The organism is Arthrobacter sp. 24S4-2, from assembly GCF_005280255.1.
Lineage (GTDB): Bacteria > Actinomycetota > Actinomycetes > Actinomycetales > Micrococcaceae > Arthrobacter.
On the sequence record NZ_CP040018.1, the window covers coordinates 4,506,263 to 4,521,299 of the forward strand.

General features: G+C 65.3%; 14 protein-coding genes. 1 reads left to right on the top strand and 13 read right to left on the bottom strand.

Annotated features, from left to right (window positions below; genetic code table 11):
• Positions 1-37: 37 nt before the first annotated feature.
• The 4 genes from FCN77_RS20960 to FCN77_RS20975 form a co-directional block, all read right to left on the bottom strand.
• Positions 38-1,516, bottom strand: coding sequence for a rhamnulokinase family protein (locus FCN77_RS20960; protein ID WP_254679049.1), 1,479 nt, complete (start codon positions 1,514-1,516; stop codon positions 38-40).
• Between the two features lie 62 nt (positions 1,517-1,578).
• Entirely contained in the window at positions 1,579-3,645 is a 2,067-nt protein-coding gene (locus FCN77_RS20965) for a bifunctional aldolase/short-chain dehydrogenase (protein ID WP_217496175.1), read from the bottom strand.
• Between the two features lie 2 nt (positions 3,646-3,647).
• A complete protein-coding gene (gene rhaI / locus FCN77_RS20970) occupies positions 3,648-4,826 on the bottom strand; it encodes an L-rhamnose isomerase (RefSeq protein WP_137323819.1) in 1,179 nt (392 codons plus the stop codon).
• A 114-nt stretch (positions 4,827-4,940) separates the two neighbouring features.
• Positions 4,941-5,285, bottom strand: a complete 345-nt coding sequence (locus tag FCN77_RS20975; protein ID WP_137323820.1) for an L-rhamnose mutarotase — start codon at positions 5,283-5,285, stop codon at positions 4,941-4,943.
• Between the two features lie 221 nt (positions 5,286-5,506).
• On the opposite strand from FCN77_RS20975, the gene FCN77_RS20980 reads away from it, so the two are divergent.
• Complete coding sequence (locus FCN77_RS20980) at positions 5,507-6,538, top strand: LacI family DNA-binding transcriptional regulator (protein WP_137323821.1); 1,032 nt, start codon at positions 5,507-5,509, stop codon at positions 6,536-6,538.
• Between the two features lie 79 nt (positions 6,539-6,617).
• On the opposite strand, the gene FCN77_RS20985 is transcribed toward FCN77_RS20980, so the two are convergent.
• The 9 genes from FCN77_RS20985 to FCN77_RS21020 form a co-directional block, all read right to left on the bottom strand.
• Positions 6,618-7,571, bottom strand: coding sequence for a hypothetical protein (locus FCN77_RS20985; RefSeq protein ID WP_254678666.1), 954 nt, complete (start codon positions 7,569-7,571; stop codon positions 6,618-6,620).
• Entirely contained in the window at positions 7,568-8,287 is a 720-nt protein-coding gene (locus FCN77_RS20990; protein WP_254678667.1) for a cytochrome b N-terminal domain-containing protein, read from the bottom strand. Before FCN77_RS20990 ends, FCN77_RS20985 begins: the two co-directional genes overlap by 4 nt.
• Positions 8,284-8,451 carry a hypothetical protein gene (locus tag FCN77_RS27115; RefSeq protein ID WP_254678668.1) on the bottom strand — a complete coding sequence of 56 codons (168 nt, stop codon included), beginning with the start codon at positions 8,449-8,451 and terminating at the stop codon, positions 8,284-8,286. The genes FCN77_RS20990 and FCN77_RS27115 overlap by 4 nt, the downstream gene beginning before the upstream one ends.
• Before the next feature lie 183 nt (positions 8,452-8,634).
• Entirely contained in the window at positions 8,635-9,324 is a 690-nt protein-coding gene (locus FCN77_RS20995; RefSeq protein WP_254678669.1) for a DUF1961 family protein, read from the bottom strand.
• Positions 9,325-9,339: 15 nt separating this feature from the next.
• Positions 9,340-10,137 (bottom strand): rhamnogalacturonan acetylesterase, encoded by a 798-nt coding sequence (locus FCN77_RS21000; RefSeq protein WP_137323824.1) that lies wholly within the window; start codon positions 10,135-10,137, stop codon positions 9,340-9,342.
• A gap of 51 nt (positions 10,138-10,188) precedes the next feature.
• A complete protein-coding gene (locus FCN77_RS21005) occupies positions 10,189-11,061 on the bottom strand; it encodes a carbohydrate ABC transporter permease (protein ID WP_137323825.1) in 873 nt (290 codons plus the stop codon).
• Positions 11,062-11,064: 3 nt separating this feature from the next.
• A complete protein-coding gene (locus tag FCN77_RS21010; RefSeq protein WP_137323826.1) occupies positions 11,065-12,039 on the bottom strand; it encodes a sugar ABC transporter permease in 975 nt (324 codons plus the stop codon).
• Positions 12,036-13,568: an extracellular solute-binding protein gene (locus FCN77_RS21015; protein ID WP_137323827.1), complete on the bottom strand. Its 1,533-nt coding sequence runs from the start codon at positions 13,566-13,568 to the stop codon at positions 12,036-12,038. Before FCN77_RS21015 ends, FCN77_RS21010 begins: the two co-directional genes overlap by 4 nt.
• A gap of 75 nt (positions 13,569-13,643) precedes the next feature.
• A complete protein-coding gene (locus FCN77_RS21020) occupies positions 13,644-15,023 on the bottom strand; it encodes a hypothetical protein (RefSeq protein WP_137323828.1) in 1,380 nt (459 codons plus the stop codon).
• Between the last annotated feature and the right edge of the window lie 14 nt (positions 15,024-15,037).

A 15,037-nucleotide genomic window follows, 5' to 3' on the forward strand; every position in this document is an offset into this window, starting at 1 on the left:
CTGGAGATGCCGTTTGCCGGACGCGGTATCGCCGCCATCAGACCAGCGCCGCCTGGTAGCTTTCCAACGGCTGCGATCCGCGAACCAGTGCCCGCAGCTCGGCGAGGCCACCGGAGACCACTCCTACGGCGCGGGCCTGGACCAGCACGTTGCCGAGCGCCGTGGCCTCGACGGGTCCGGCGATGACGCGTTTGCCGGTGGCGTCGGCGGTGAGCTGGCAGAGGAGCCGGTTCTGCGAGCCGCCACCCACGATGTGCACCACGTCCACGGACACGTCCGCGAGTCGTTCGGCGTCGGCGATGGTCCGGGCGTAGCCGGCGGCGAGGCTGTCCAGGATGCAGCGGGTGATGGTCGCCGGGTCGTCGGTGAGGACGGCTCCGGTGTTGCGGACGGCGGCGCGGATCCGTTCGGGCATGTTGTCCGGGGCGATGAAGTAGGAATCGTTGGCGTTGATCTGGGGTCCGCCGAACGGTAGCGCAGCGGCGGCGGCCAGCAGTTCCTCCAGCGTCGCCGTGTAGCCCTGGTCCGCCCAGCTGCGCTGGCATTCGCTGAGCAGCCAGAGCCCGCCGACGTTGCGGAGGTACCGGATGGTGCCGTCCACGCCGCGTTCGTTGGTGAAGTTCGCCTGCCGGCTGGCCTCGGTGAGCACCGGTTTCGGGAGTTCGACTCCGACGAGAGACCAGGTCCCTGACGAGATGTAGGCGAAGTTCTCACAACCGGCGCCAGTTGCCCCGGCGGGGACGGCGGCGACGGCGGAGGCGGTGTCGTGCGAGCCGACGGCCACCACCTTAGTTGCCTGGGCCAGTCCGGTACGCGCGGCGATGCCGGGCAGCAGGGTCCCGACGGTTTCGCCGGGCTGGATCAGCGGCGGGAACAGCTTTTTGGACAGGTCCAGGGCCGCCAGGAATTCGGTGGCCCACTCCCCCGCCACGGCGTCGAACAGCCCGGTGGTGGAGGCGTTGGTGGCTTCGGCGCGGCGGACCCCGGTGAGCAGGAACGCGATCAGGTCCGGGATGAGCAGGGCCTGCAGCCCGTCCAGATACTGCTCGGTGGCCAGCTGGTAGATCGTGTTGAACTGCAGGAACTGCAGCCCGGTGGTGGCGTAGAGCCGGGCCGGGTCGAGTTTCTGGTGCACGGGCGCGACGGCGGCACGGCTGCGGTCATCGCGGTAGCTGAACGGCTGCGCCGTGAGGTCCCCGGCGGCGTTCACCAGGCCATAGTCCACCGCCCAGGTGTCGATGCCGATGCTGCTGATCTTTTCACCGTGCTCCGCGGCGGCGCGGGCCGCGGCAGCGAGGCCGGAGAGGACCTCGGCGAACAGGGCGTCGATATCCCAGCGCAGCCCGCCGTCGAACTCCACTACCCCGTTCGCGAACCGGTGCACCGTCTCCAGCGACACCGCACTTTCCGAACCGGCACTGCCGGCCGTGACGCGGCCCAGGATGACCCGGCCGGAGGAAGCACCGATATCGACGGCGGCGAACACGCTGTCCCTGAACACGCTGCCGGCGGACACCGCCCCGGCCGTGTCCGGGGCGGTGTCCACAGATGCACCGTCCGGCGCGGTTGGCACGGCGTTCATCGCAGGAAGGCGGCGGCGACGCCGGCGTCCACGGGGATGTGGAGGCCGGTGGTGTGGGACAGTTCGGCGCTGGTGAGCACCGCGGCGGCGTTGGCCACGTGCTCGGGCAGGACCTCGCGCTTGAGCAGGGTGCGCTGGGCGTAGTACTTGCCCAGTTCCTGCTCGTCCACGCCGTAGACCGCGGCACGCTTGGCGCCCCAGCCGCCGGCGAAGATCCCCGAGCCGCGGACCACGCCGTCGGGGTTGATGCCGTTGACCCGGATGCCGTACTCGCCCAGTTCCGCCGCGAGGAGCCGTACCTGGTGGGCCTGGTCGGCCTTGGTGGCGGAGTAGGCGATGTTGTTCGGGCCGGCGAACACGGAGTTCTTCGAGGAGATGTAGATGATGTCCCCGCCCATGTCCTGGACGATCATGACCTTCGCCGCGGCTTTGGCAACGAGGAAGGAGCCCTTGGCCATGACGTTGTGCTGGAGGTCCCAGTCCTTTTCGGTGGTTTCCAGCAGCGGCTTGGAGATGGACAGCCCGGCATTGTTGACCACCAGGTCCAGGCCGCCGAACGCCAGCACCGCTTCCTGGATCGCCGCAGAAACCTGTGCCTCGTCGGTCACGTCGGCCTGGACGCCGAGGGCGACGTCGGGTCCGCCGAGCTCGGCCGCGACTGCCTGCGCGTTCTCCAGGTTCAGGTCCGCGATCACCACGCAGGCGCCTTCCGCGGCGAGGCGGGTGGCGATGGCCTTGCCGATGCCCGACGCCGCACCCGTGACCAGGGCGATGCGGGTGGCGTGGGACTTCGGTTTGGGCAGGCGGGCCAGCTTGGCTTCCTCAAGGGACCAGTACTCGATCCGGAACTTCTCGGATTCCCCGATCGGGGCGTACGTGGAGATCGCCTCGGCGCCGCGCATCACGTTGATCGCGTTGACGTAGAACTCGCCGGCCACGCGGGCGGTCTGCTTGTTCGCGCCGAAGGAGAACATGCCCACGCCCGGCACCAGCACAATGGCCGGGTCCGCGCCGCGCAATGCGGGACTGGCCTCGGTGGTTGAGCCTGCCGAAACCGCGTGGCGGTCGTAGTAGGCCTGGTAGTCCTCACGGTAGTCGGCGTGGAGTTCCTGCAGCCGGGCGATCGAGTCATCGATGGACGCGTCCGCCGGCAGGTCCAGGATCAGCGGCTTGACCTTGGTGCGGAGGAAGTGGTCCGGGCAGGACGTGCCCAGCGCGCCGAGCCTGGGGTGCTCGGCGGCTTCCAGGAAGTCCAGGACGACGGCGTCATCGCTGAAGTGCCCCAGCTGCGGTTTGTCCGTGGATGCCAGCCCGCGGATGACCGGCGCCAGCGCGGCGGCCTTGGCACGGCGCTCGGCTTCCGGCAGCGCGCCGTAGGCGGGCAGCTTCGGCCCGAAGGGCTCGGCGCGGCCGTTCTCCGCAATGAATTTTTCGGCCTCGTCAATGATCCACAACGAGTTGGCTTCGGCCTCTTCGCTGGTGGCGCCCCAGGCGGTGATGCCGTGCCCGCCCAGGATGGTGCCGACGGCCTGCGGGTTGGCGTCCTTGATCGCGGCGATGTCCAGGCCCAGCTGGAACCCGGGGCGGCGCCAGGGAACCCAGACCACCTTGTCGCCGAAGATCTTGGTGGTCAGGGCCTCCCCGTCCACGGCCGTGGCAATCGCGATGCCCGAATCCGGGTGCAGGTGGTCCACGTGCGCGGCATCCACCAGCCCGTGCATCGCGGTGTCGATCGACGGTGCAGCGCCGCCCTTGCCGTGCAGGCAGTAATCAAAAGCGGCCACCATTTCATCTTCACGGTCCACCCCGGGGTAGACGTTCTTCAAAGCGTTCAGCCGGTCCAGGCGGAGCACGGCGAGGTTTTCCGCCTTCAGCGTGCCGAGGTCCCCGCCGGAGCCCTTGACCCACAGGAGCTCGACGTCCTCGCCGGTCACGGGGTCCTTCTCGGTGCCCTTGGCCGAGGTGTTGCCGCCGGCGAAGTTGGTGTTCCGCTTGTCCGCGCCGAGGCGGTTGGAGCGGGAGATCAGCGCCTCGACGGCCTTGTTCGCGTTTGTCTTGTTCATCTCTATGCGCCCCATCCGGCCTGGTGACCGCCCACGCGGTCTTCGTTGATCTGTTTCTGGTAGCCGCTGGCCTTGAACGCGGCCATCGGGTCCGCGGGCAGGTCACGGGATTCACGCCATTCGGCCAGGACCGGACGGACGTCGGTGTAGAAGGCATCGTTGAAGACGGCGTTGGCGCCCAGCACATCCCCGGCACGCTGGGCTTCGCCCAGGGCGGCGGTGTCCACCAGCAGCGCCCGGGCGGTCATTTCCTGCACGTTAAGGACTGATCGGATCTGGCCGGGGATCTTTTCTTCCAGGTTGTGGCACTGGTCCAGCATGAGGGCCACGCGTGAATTCTCTCCTGCGGACTTGCCGAAGCCGCCGCCACGGATTACCTCGTGCATGATGCGGAACAGCTGGAACGGGTCCGCCGCGCCCACAATCAGGTCATCATCGGCGTAGAAGCGCGAGTTGAAGTCGAAAGAGCCCAGCTTGCCCAGGCGCAGCAGCTGCATCACGATGAACTCGATGTTCGTCCCAGGAGCATGGTGCCCGGTGTCCAGGCAGACGAACGCCTTCTCCCCCAGCGCCAGGGTCTGCGCGTAGGAGGTGCCCCAGTCCGGAACGTCCGTGTGGTAGAACGCGGGTTCGAAGAACTTGTACTCCAGCACCAGGCGCTGGTCCTCGCCCAACCGGGCGTAGATCTCCTGCAGCGACTCCGCCAGGCGGTCCTGCCGGCCGCGGATGTCATCCTGGCCCGGGTAGTTGGTGCCGTCCGCCAGCCAGATCTTCAGGTCGCGGGAGCCGGTGGCGTGCATGATGTCGATGCACTCGAAGTGGTGGTCGATCGCACGGCGGCGCACGGCCCCGTTCGAGGACGTCAGCGAGCCGAACTTGTACCCGTCATCCTGGAAGGTGTTCGAGTTGATCGTGCCCAGTCCCACGCCCAGGCCGGCCGCGTACTCGCGCAGGGCCGCGTAGTCATCCACCTTGTCCCACGGAATGTGCAGCGCAACGGTGGGAGCCAGGCCTGTTAGTTCGTGCACCTTCGCGGCGTCCGCCAGCTTCTCCTGCACGGTCCGCGGAGTGCCCGGCGTTCCGAACACCTTGAAACGGGTACCTGAGTTGCCATAGGCCCAGGAGGGTACTTCGATGGCAAGCTCCTCGAGCCTGCCCAGCGCCGTTGCTACGTCATTCATGATGGTTCTTTCCGGTCTGTTGTAGTGCGATTGTCTGTTGTTGCCGACTTCCGTGTCGGCCATGCGGTCGGTACGTCCCGCTGTTATTGACGCTTGCTTGTCAGTGGACGCTGGCTAGCCCGGGGCGTCGGCCGTGGCCAGCTGGTCCTCCAGGTTGAAGATCTCCTGGAGCGCCACAAATCCTGTGTCAGGGGGCTGCTCCGTGTCTTCGAAAAGCGTGGCCATCTCCGCCTGCCAGCGGGCGTTGACGTCGGTCAGTGCCATCCTTGCCCGCACGGCGTCGAAGTCGTCGCACTCCACATAGCCCACCAGCAGCCCGTCCTCGCCCAGGAAGAGCGAGTAGTTGTGCCAGCCCGCGTCCTTGAGCGCACGGAGCATCTCCGGCCAGACGGCGGCGTGCCGGCGCCTGTACTCATCGATCAGTCCAGGTTGGACCGAGGAGCGAAAACACACCCTCATCTGCGACTCTCCTGAATTTCCGGTTCGTTGAATCGTTTCATTGTTACGATTCAAAGTACTCTTGAAGTCGAGTAAGTGTCAAGCAATTGTCAGTGGTTGAAACCTTTGTCTGGCCGCACGCCGTTTCGGTCGCCGGGCAACGGGGACCGACCGAGGACAATTGGCCAAAGGGTTCGGTCCTGGCGCTGCACGCCGTCCCGCAATAGAAAGCTTGGAGAAACATGTCACGGTCAGCCAGCATCAAGGATGTTGCGAACCATGCCCGCGTGGCGGTGGGAACGGTTTCCAACGTCCTGAACTACCCGGACCGGGTTTCCCAGCGGACCAAGGACCGGGTGCTGCAGGCCATCGACGAGCTCGGCTTTGTCCGCAACGATGCGGCCCGCCAGCTCCGCGCCGGGCACAGCCGCACCATCGGACTGATCGTGCTCGACGTCGGCAACCCCTTCTTCACCTCGGTTGTCCGCGCCGCCGAGGACGCCGCGGCCCTGCAGGGAAGCGCCGTCCTGCTTGGGGACAGCGGGCACGACGCCGGCCGCGAGTCGAACTACATCGACCTCTTCCAGGAGCAAAGGGTCCAGGGCCTGCTGATCTCGCCGGTGGGCGACGTCACGGACCGGCTCGACCTGCTGCGGGAACGCGGCGTGCCCACAGTCCTGGTGGACCGGCTGGCCGACGAGGCGAAGTACAGTTCCGTCTCGGTTGACGACGACGCCGGAGGGTACCTCGCGGCGCGGCACCTGCTGGACACCGGCCGCCGTCGGCTTGCCTTTGTGGGAGGCCCGACGTCGATACGCCAGGTGGCGGACCGCCTCCTGGGGGCGCAACGCGCCGTCGCCGAGGTTCCGGACGCATCACTGGAAGTGCTGGATTCCGCCGGGCAGACCGTCCTCGCCGGCCGCGGCGTGGGCGACCAGCTGGTCCGCCGCAGCGCCGACGAACTTCCGGACGGCGTGTTCTGCGCCAATGATCTGCTGGCACTCGGTGTGATGCAGTCCCTGGCCATGATGCACACGCTCAGGATTCCCGAGGACATCGCGCTCATCGGTTACGACGACATCGATTTCGCGGTGTCCGCCGTGGTGCCGCTGTCCTCGATCCGGCAGCCAACGGAAGCCCTGGGGCGGACCGCCATCGAGCTGCTTGCGGAGGAACTGGAATCCGACAACCCCAAGCACCGTGCCGTGATCTTCACTCCTGAGCTCGTGGTTCGGCAGAGCACCGCAGGGGCCGAGGGATCTTCGCTCGGCTAGATTTCCGACATGCAGGCCTGTGCCCCGGCTGGCCTCGTCGACCTCTCCGATGCCTACCGGGACCGCAACGACGGCATAATCAGCGTTTCCGGTAGTAGTCTCTCCAGATCAGACGGTGCAGAGGTACCTTCCGCGGCAGCGACCTCAGACCGGGGATGAACGGCAGCAGGGTCAGCAACGCGGTCAGCACGAACATTGTGACTACGACGAGGGCATCAGCATTCGGCGACGACTTGAACGGTTCTATCTGGTAGAAGAACGAGAAGAGCCACAGCCAGGACTGCCCGGGCGTGTCCCCGGTCTCGTTCATCACGCCCCATTGGTCCCCGGTGAGGTGTTGGCTTGTCGCAAGATCCGGGAAATAGCTGCCGTCTCCCAGAAACAGGAGGCTGCGGGTGTAGTCCATGTTGTAGAAAATTCCGCCACCCTGCAGCGCTCCGTCCAGATTGCCTTGCCGTGCCATGTCGAGCAAAGCGCCGGTCAGCGCAGGGACAGGGCCATAATCGCCGTCGGCCACCTTTGCCGGATCGTTGTCGGGCGCTGCGGCGAGGGCATCAGAATAGGCGGCTGACCAGTCAGCCCGTTGCTGATCCGTGGCGGCCATCCAATCGGCAACGGCGGCTGGCGGCGACGGCAGCGTCTCAAGGGGGGCAATCACCAAATCATTGGCCGTATCGACCGGAAGACGCACGCCCGAGAGACTTTGGAGGTCGACAGGACCGATCTTTTGCGACGCGTCCGGAGTCGAATTGTACGGCGGCCCATACCCTGCTGTGTCGCTGGTCCCGCCAAGTTCCTTTGCAGCGGTGGCGACGAAATCCGCCGGGGCGGCACTTGCCCACCCTTTGAGACTGACGCTGGGCTCGTCTGGTGACCCGAAGATGGCGGACACCCCGAGCACAAGCAGGCCCACCACGACAACGCCTATGGCCAGTTCCTTGACCAGGTCGTACTCACGAACGCTGCCTGTCCAGGGCCGACTGGCAATGTTGTCCGCCTTGCGCCAGGAGGTCCTGCTGCTTTCCCGGGTCATCGCACTGCGTCCTTGGCTGAGGTGGACTCCGGAGGTTCGGCCTGCTCCGGGTGGTTGTGCAACAGCTGGGCGTCGCTATCTGCCGCTTCCAGCGGCGGAGTGACACCGTGAACCCGGACCAGGAGGACGTGCAGGACGACAATGGCGCCCACCGCCAGGGGAAGCAGGGTGATGTGCCAAACGAAGATCTGTCCGAGGTTGGCCACGTTGAACCAGGCGCCCACGCCGACGGCGTTCAACGCGTCCTTGGCTTCGAAGGCGATCCACTGGGAATCGAAGTTCGTCTGAAGCAGATACCCGGTGAAGGCAGCGACGATGGAAACGACGAAGGAGAGCATCCCGGTGATCCAGGTCAGGACGCGGCCCCCGCGCCAGGCTGCCATCCAGAACTTAAGCCACAGGTGCACCACCATGAACATGAAGAAGAGTTCCACGCTCCACAAGTGGGTGCTGTTGACGAAGCTGCCCCACGAGGACACGTGATACCACTGTGGTCCGTTCAATCCCAGCACGACCCCGGAAATGATAATCCACAGCAGCGAAGCGATGGCCCCCATGCCGAACACATAGGCCCACGACATCACATAGCTTGGCTGGTCCACCGGCAACAGCTTGTCCGGAGGAAGCTTCCCAAGCAGCCACCGGCGGGCTTTGCCGGTCCAGGTGCGGGCATCGGCTTCCTCGGCCGGCTCATGGGCGGTCCTCCCGGTTGTCACTTCCGCCGCTTCCCGCCGGGAAAAGGAAGGACCAGGGCAAGGATGAACAGAATGATCATCACTACGATCACAATCAGGTTTCCCGACTGGATGGTGAAGCCATCCCAGCCAAAATATGTTCCGGCCCCTACCGTGCCAACGCCTGCGACTAGCCATCCGGTCATGGGAATGCTCGATTCTCTATAAGATCCCGGTACAACCGGACCACAGCCAAGAATCCGAAGCTAGAGTCTTTGGCCCCAGTGCTCCCGAATGCTCGCAGGACCTGGGGCTTGATGGGTCCGCCTTTCCTGGCTGCTCGTCACAACGACGAATGTTGCAGGCAACATTGGCAGGGCGGCGCGGCGCTACGGCAGGCTCCTCAGGCTCGACTGCCGGGGCTGGATTTTCTCCACCATGAGGTTCCGGTAAGCGGCCCTCAACGGTGCCATCTGACGGAAGCCGAGATAGCCTCCGCCGAGCACGCTGCCGCTCTCATCCAGCCACTCGAAAAGGGGCAGCCCGTTGATGGAGAACGCCACGCGCGGGCCGTCCTTCACCAGCTCCATCCGGTAGAAATCCCGGGCATCCTCTGCGGGCGGCAGCGGATCGGCCCCCTGCGCCACCAGTTCAAACCCGGCACTTTTCCGCAGGTTGCAGGTCCGGAATGCCCGCTCGGATTCGTACTTGTGCCGGAAGTAGGAGACGTGGAGGGCATCGATATCGCCGGAGTGGTACTGCGGGTAGTAACCGCTGCGCGGAGCAAGACCGGCCGAAAACAGGTCTCGTCCGCCATGCCCTGCAGCCGAAAAGAAGACCATGGCCAGGCCGGGCTCCTGGACCGGCAGGAACTCCCAGCTGACCCTGACATGGTCCGGGAACTCAACCGGGCACCAGAAGGTCCAGTGCGCGTGCTCCCCGAACTCTTCGTCGTCCAGTGCCCCGGAAAGCTCCAGCGCACCTCCGTAGCCGCCCAGGCTCAGAGGCCCTTCGGCCACCCAGTCGGTCACGTCCGCCGGGCCGGCAAGGGGGTTGGCATACAGCAGGTCCGTACCCACCGGCGACGCTCCCACTTAGCCCCGCCCCGCCGTCGCAGGTCCCGCCGTCGCCCGCCCCGCCGTGGTGATTCCCGCCGTCGTGCCCTCACGGCCAGGCCGGACATCCGGACCGAAGCCGAGCAGCCCAAGCTGGCCGGCTACTTCCCGGGCGATCAGCAACGCACCGCGCCGGGAAAAGTGCGTGTTGTCCGCCAGTCCCTCCGGCCAATGGGCGTGCTCCCCGGGCCCAAAGTGGCAGAACAAGGGCCTGGATCCCTCCTCGCCGAGCCGGGTGTAGAGCCCGCGCGTCCACGTGTTGAGGTCGATGACCGGGACGTGCAGTTCCGCGGCGAGCTCCCGGACTACGTCGGGATAATCCTCCAGGCTCTGTTCCAGCCGGGCACCGGTGGGATCCGCGCCCACGGAACCGCCGCCCGCGGACCTGCTCCACGCCGACCTGCTCGCCGCCGAGGGAAGGAAGTGCCGGCGCTCCACCGAAGTGCAGAGCAACGGCACCGCACGGCGGCCCCGGATCTCGGCCGCCATGCGGCGCAGGTTGGCTGCGTATCCCGTCCTGGCCGCGAGGTGCTGGCGTTTCTGGTCGTTGTGGCCGAACTGGATGAGCACAAGGTCACCTTCCCCGGCCAGTTCCAGCAGTGCGTCCCACAAGCCTTCGGCCCGGAAGGACTCCGTGCTGGCCCCGCCCTTGGCAAAGTTGTGGACAGCAGCCCAGGTGTACACGTGCGGGGCAAGGTGGGCGCCCCAGCCACTCATCGGATACTCAAACGTGGGGCAATTAGCGACCGTCGAGTCGCCGGCCAGGAGGATCTTCATTTCAGTCTTTCGGTCAGGTGGACGATGTCGGTGTATCCCGCAGCAGGCCGCTCAGCCCTTGACCGATCCGATCAGCATGCCCTTGGCGAAGTGCTTCTGCAGGAAGGGGTAGAACACCAGGATGGGCAGGGTGGCCACCACGATCACTGCGAACTTGATGCCCTGCTCCGGCGGAATGTACGCCGGGTCCACGTTGCCGGCGCCCAGCAGGTCGCTGGCCGCCGTGACCTGGCGCAGGTACATCTGCAGGGTCCACTTGGAGTTGTCGCTCAGGTACAGCAGCGGCGACATGAAGTCGTTCCAGATGCCCACGGCGTAGAACAGGGCAAACGTGGCCAGCACCGGTTTGGAGAGCGGCAGCAGGATCCGCCACAGGATTCCGATTTCCGTGGCGCCGTCCATCTTGGCGGATTCCTCCAGCTCGGCCGGGAGCTCCTGGAAGAAGTTCTTGATGATGATCAGGCTGAACGGGTTGATGGCCGCCGGCAGGATCAGCGCCCAATAACTGTTCAGCAGGCCCAGGTCCTTGACCACCAGGAACGTGGGGATCATGCCGCCGGAGAACACCATGGCGAAGATGACCAGGCTCAGGATCAGCTGCCGGCCGCGGAGGTTCCGCTTGGCCAGCGGGTACGCCATGGTGACCGTCAGGATGAGCTGCACCACCGTGCCGACGGCGGTCACCAGCACCGTGGTGACCAGCGCCTTGGTGAAGGCCTGCGTGGAGAAGATGTATTCGTACGAGCCCAGGGAGAACTGCTCCGGCCAGATGAAGAACGGCCGCCGGGTGATTTCCGCTTCGGTGGCAAACGAACCGGCGAACACGTAGATGAAGGGCAGCAGCGTCAGGATGCCGATAACAGCCAGGAAGACGTAGTTTGCGGCATCGAAGATCCTGCCGCCGCGTGTGTTGTGGATTTTCATGGCTTAGAACAGTCCGCTCTGGTTGAATCGCTTGGCCAGCCAGTTGGTGCCGAAGATCAGCACGATGCCCACCAAGGACTTGAAGAGCCCGACGGCGGTGCTGTAGCTGTAGGCCCCCTGCGTGATGCCGACGAAGTAGACGTAGGTGTCGAAGACGTCCGCCACGCTGCGGTTGAGCGCATTGGTCATCAGGTAGATCTGTTCGAATCCGGTGTTGAGCACCTGGCCGATCGCCAGGATCAGCATCACGATGATGGTGCTGCGGATGCCCGGCAGCGTGATGTGCCAGACCCTCCTGAACCGGCCGGCGCCGTCGATGATGGCGGCCTCGTACTGGTCCTGGTCCACGGTGGACAGGGCGGCCAGGAAGATGATGGTCCCCCAGCCGGTGTTCTTCCAGATTTCCTGCAGCACAATCAGCGGCCGGAACCATGCGGGATCGGACAGGAAATCGATGTCGGTGCCCAGGACGCCGTTGATGAACTGGAACAGCGGCCCGATATCCAGCGCGAAGAGCAGGAAGCTCAAGGACGCCACGATGGTCCAGGACAGGAAGTGCGGAATGTAAACCAGGGTCTGCACAGTCCGTTTGAGGACACTCAGCCGCACCTCGTTCAGGAGCAGGGCCAGGATGATGGTCAGCGGGAACGCCACCAGGAGGTTCAGCGCCGCCAGGATGAGTGTGTTGCCCAGCAGCCGGCCGAAGTCCGGGTTGCTGAAGAAATCCTCGAAGTGCGCGAAGCCCACCCAGGGGCTGGCGTTGACGCCCAGGAACGGGACGTAGTCCTTGAAGGCAATGGAGACGCCGTACATCGGGGCGTAGCGGAAGACGGCGAAGTAGATCACACCCGGCAGAAGGAGCAGGTAGAGCCATTTGTAGTGGGCGAAGTGCACGGCAGAACGGCGTCGCCGCCCCGGTGCAGGCACGGGTGGCGGCGCCTGCTCCGGGGCTTTGACGTCAACGGTTGACGCTGTCACTTGCGGTTATCCTGCCAGAGCTTGTTGATCTCTTCCTTGACCTTGTTGCCGCCGCTGGTGTCCCACAGCTTGATGGCGTCCTTCAGGCCCTGCTCGTCGATCTGGCCGGCGAGGTACTTGATCCGGGCATCGGCCACGATGTTGTCCAGCTGCGCGCCCTTGGATACGTATGTGGGTGAAACGAACGCTGCGGCGGGGTTGTAGACGGCGCTCTTGAGGTCCCCGGCCATGACCTCCACGCGCTTGTCGAACACCTTCTGTTCGTAATCGCTGGCCTGCTTGACCGGGTAGAAGTTGTTGCCCGCCACGTTCATGCCCAGCTGGGCGTAGCTCTTGATGTCGGTGCTGACGGCCTTGCCCTCAGCCGTTTCGGGCTTAATGGTGGCAGCCTTGCCGTCCTCGACGGCGAAGTTCACGCCTTCGATCCCGTTGTTGAACAGGGTGGCAACGTCCTTGGAGTTCATCTTGTCCAGGAACTGCAGGATGTTGTTCAGCTCGGCTTCAGTGCGGACGCTGGACTTGGGCACGGCGAGGAAACCCGAGTAGCCGTCGGTGGGGTGGGCGTGCAGCTCGCCATCGGGGCCCTTGAGGTTGCCCACGAAACCCACCTTGTTCTGGAAGTCGTTCGGGTTGGCCTGCTTGAACAGGTTGATCAGCACGCTGACACGGGAGTCGACGTCGACAATCATGCCGCCCTTGCCGTTGAAGAACGGTTCGTTCCACTTGGTGCCGTCGAAGGTGGCGAAATCAGGGTTGATGAGCTTCTCGTCCACCATTTTCTTGACGAAGCGGTTGGCTTCGAGGAATTCCTCGGTTTCAAAGCTTGGGACGAGCTTGCCGTCCTTCTCGGTCCAGCGGTTTCCCGCGCCGTACCACTCTTCGATGATGTCGTACGGGCTGTTCGAGCCCAGGGCGCCCCACTTGGGGATGGTGATGCCCCAGGTGTCGTTTTTGCCGTTACCGTCCGGATCCTTTTCGGTGAAGGCCTTGGCCACGTTGTAGAGGTCCTCGGTGGTTTCGGGGGCCTTCAGTCCGAGCTTGTCCAGCCAGTCCTGGCGGAACATGACGGCGGCACGCATGGGCCCGCGGGCGCGGAAGACGCCGTACACCTTGCCGTTGACGCTGGCGTTCTGCTGGATGTCCGGGAAGGTGGTCTTGAGGTTCGGATAGTCCTTGAGCTTGTCCGTGAGGTCCCAGAACGCACCGGCTTCGGCGTTCTTGACGAAACCGGGCGACTTGCTCTGGACCACCATCACCTGGGGAATCTCGGAGGAGGCCAGGGTGATGTTCATCTTGTCCTCGTAGGACGCGTTGGGCGTCCACGTGATGCTGACGTCCTTGCCGGTGAGCTCCTCGAACTTCTTCTGCACGGCGCCGTCGGCGCCCGGCGGCTGGGCTTCCAGGAACGGCGCCATGATGGTGATCTTCGACGGGTCAGCCGCGGGCGCTTCGCCCCCGCTGCAGGCGGTGAGGGAGAGGGCCGTGGCGGTCACGACGGCGGCCGCGACGCTAAGTCTTCTGCGGATCATGGTTTTTCCTTTTCCACTTCTTTGGGGTCGGTTTGCTTGGTTAGGCGTTGGGATGTGCGGTGGCTAGTGCGGTGGCTAGCGGGGAAGTTCGCTGAGTTCCGAACGGCGGCCAGCCCACCGGGGTGCTCCTGGCGGCCCGATCAGTTCCAGGCACAGCATCACGTTAAGGCTCCATTGGGAGGCCCAGTTGGTGGACAGGCGGGGGAACTCCCGCACCGGCTGCCAGGTGTGCGCCTGCTTGAGGGACTCGGCAAACGGGACATCCAGTCCGTCCTCGGCGTCAGCCAGGAGGATCTCCCAGACCTTCGCGGCGAGCCCTTCGTCCCGGTAGTACCAGGCACCGTAGGCCATCATGCCGCTGGCCATCGAAGGCCAGCTGAAGTGGCCGTCGTCGAGCGTCCCGCCGGTGAGCCGTTGCTTTTCGGCCTCCGGAAGTGCGTAGAAGCGGCCGAAGTCGGCGATCATCCGGCGGAAGCCCTCAAGGTCCAGGGCCTCGGCCACCTCCATCCAGACCTGCGGGGCGCCGAAGGCGATGATCATGTGGAAGCCGCCGGCTGTTCCGGTGAACATGTGGTGCAGGTCCAGGGCGGCGGCGTTGAACTCCAGGGTGGGGCCGGAGAGCAGCCCGTGGGGCATGGCCTCAAGCTGGCCGATGCCCTTGGTGATGCGGTCCCGCCAGCTGGAGTCGCCCGTGCGTTCCCATTCGCTGAACCAGTTCGAGACCAGCGCGGACCAGTCGGGGCCGATCCTGATGTGGGTCCGTTCCGGCGTCCGGTCGTAGAACTCACGCATGGGGTCGAGCCGGTCCAGGGCTTGCTCTGCGTCCCGGACCTCGGAGAGCAGCTCGCCGATCCGTTCGTCGCCGGTGAGGAAGTAGTAGTAGCGGTGCAGCCCGGCCATGCTGATCCGGACTTCCTTGCAGCCGCAGCCCCAGTGCACCACGTTGTGCCGCGAACCGAGCTGCGAATACTCGCCGAAGTGGTGCCGGTCCACTTCGGCGCTGTGCCAAGTCATGGCTTCCGCCAGCCGGTAGGCGCGGGCATCGCCGGTGCGCAGGAAATACTGCCAGAGCCACATGTTGGGGGCAAGCTCGTTGTTTGCCCAGGCGAAGCCGCCAAGGTCGTAGCGCCACTGGTGCCGGTACTGGTCGTAGCTGTGCATGAAGTCGCCGAAGTTCCAGTAGCCGTACCAGCCGCGCTGTTCCACTTCTGCCGTATAGAACTCCAGCAGCCCGTCGAGCCGCCGCTCCAAAGCGGCGGCCGACCCGCCGTCGGACGCTGCAGCAGACCCGGTTGAACCGGTCCCGCCCTCCGGCAATCCCCAAGTGGTTCCTGCGGCGCGGGAGGAATAGTAAAGGTCCGGCGCGCAGACGGCCTGGGCGGGATTTTGGCGTTCGCGGGCAAGGTCCCAGAGCCACTCGTCCGTGGGGCTGGCAGCCAGCAGCTCGAAGCTCACGTGCGACGTGTTCG

Coding starts and splice junctions, on each gene's coding strand:
- FCN77_RS20965 (WP_217496175.1), bottom strand. CDS start 3,645: ATGAACAAGACAAACGCGAACAAGGCCGTCGAGGCGCTGATCTCCCGC.
- rhaI (WP_137323819.1), bottom strand. CDS start 4,826: ATGAATGACGTAGCAACGGCGCTGGGCAGGCTCGAGGAGCTTGCCATC.
- FCN77_RS20975 (WP_137323820.1), bottom strand. CDS start 5,285: ATGAGGGTGTGTTTTCGCTCCTCGGTCCAACCTGGACTGATCGATGAG.
- FCN77_RS20980 (WP_137323821.1), top strand. CDS start 5,507: ATGTCACGGTCAGCCAGCATCAAGGATGTTGCGAACCATGCCCGCGTG.
- FCN77_RS20985 (WP_254678666.1), bottom strand. CDS start 7,571: ATGACCCGGGAAAGCAGCAGGACCTCCTGGCGCAAGGCGGACAACATT.
- FCN77_RS27115 (WP_254678668.1), bottom strand. CDS start 8,451: ATGACCGGATGGCTAGTCGCAGGCGTTGGCACGGTAGGGGCCGGAACA.
- FCN77_RS21000 (WP_137323824.1), bottom strand. CDS start 10,137: ATGAAGATCCTCCTGGCCGGCGACTCGACGGTCGCTAATTGCCCCACG.
- FCN77_RS21005 (WP_137323825.1), bottom strand. CDS start 11,061: ATGAAAATCCACAACACACGCGGCGGCAGGATCTTCGATGCCGCAAAC.
- FCN77_RS21015 (WP_137323827.1), bottom strand. CDS start 13,568: ATGATCCGCAGAAGACTTAGCGTCGCGGCCGCCGTCGTGACCGCCACG.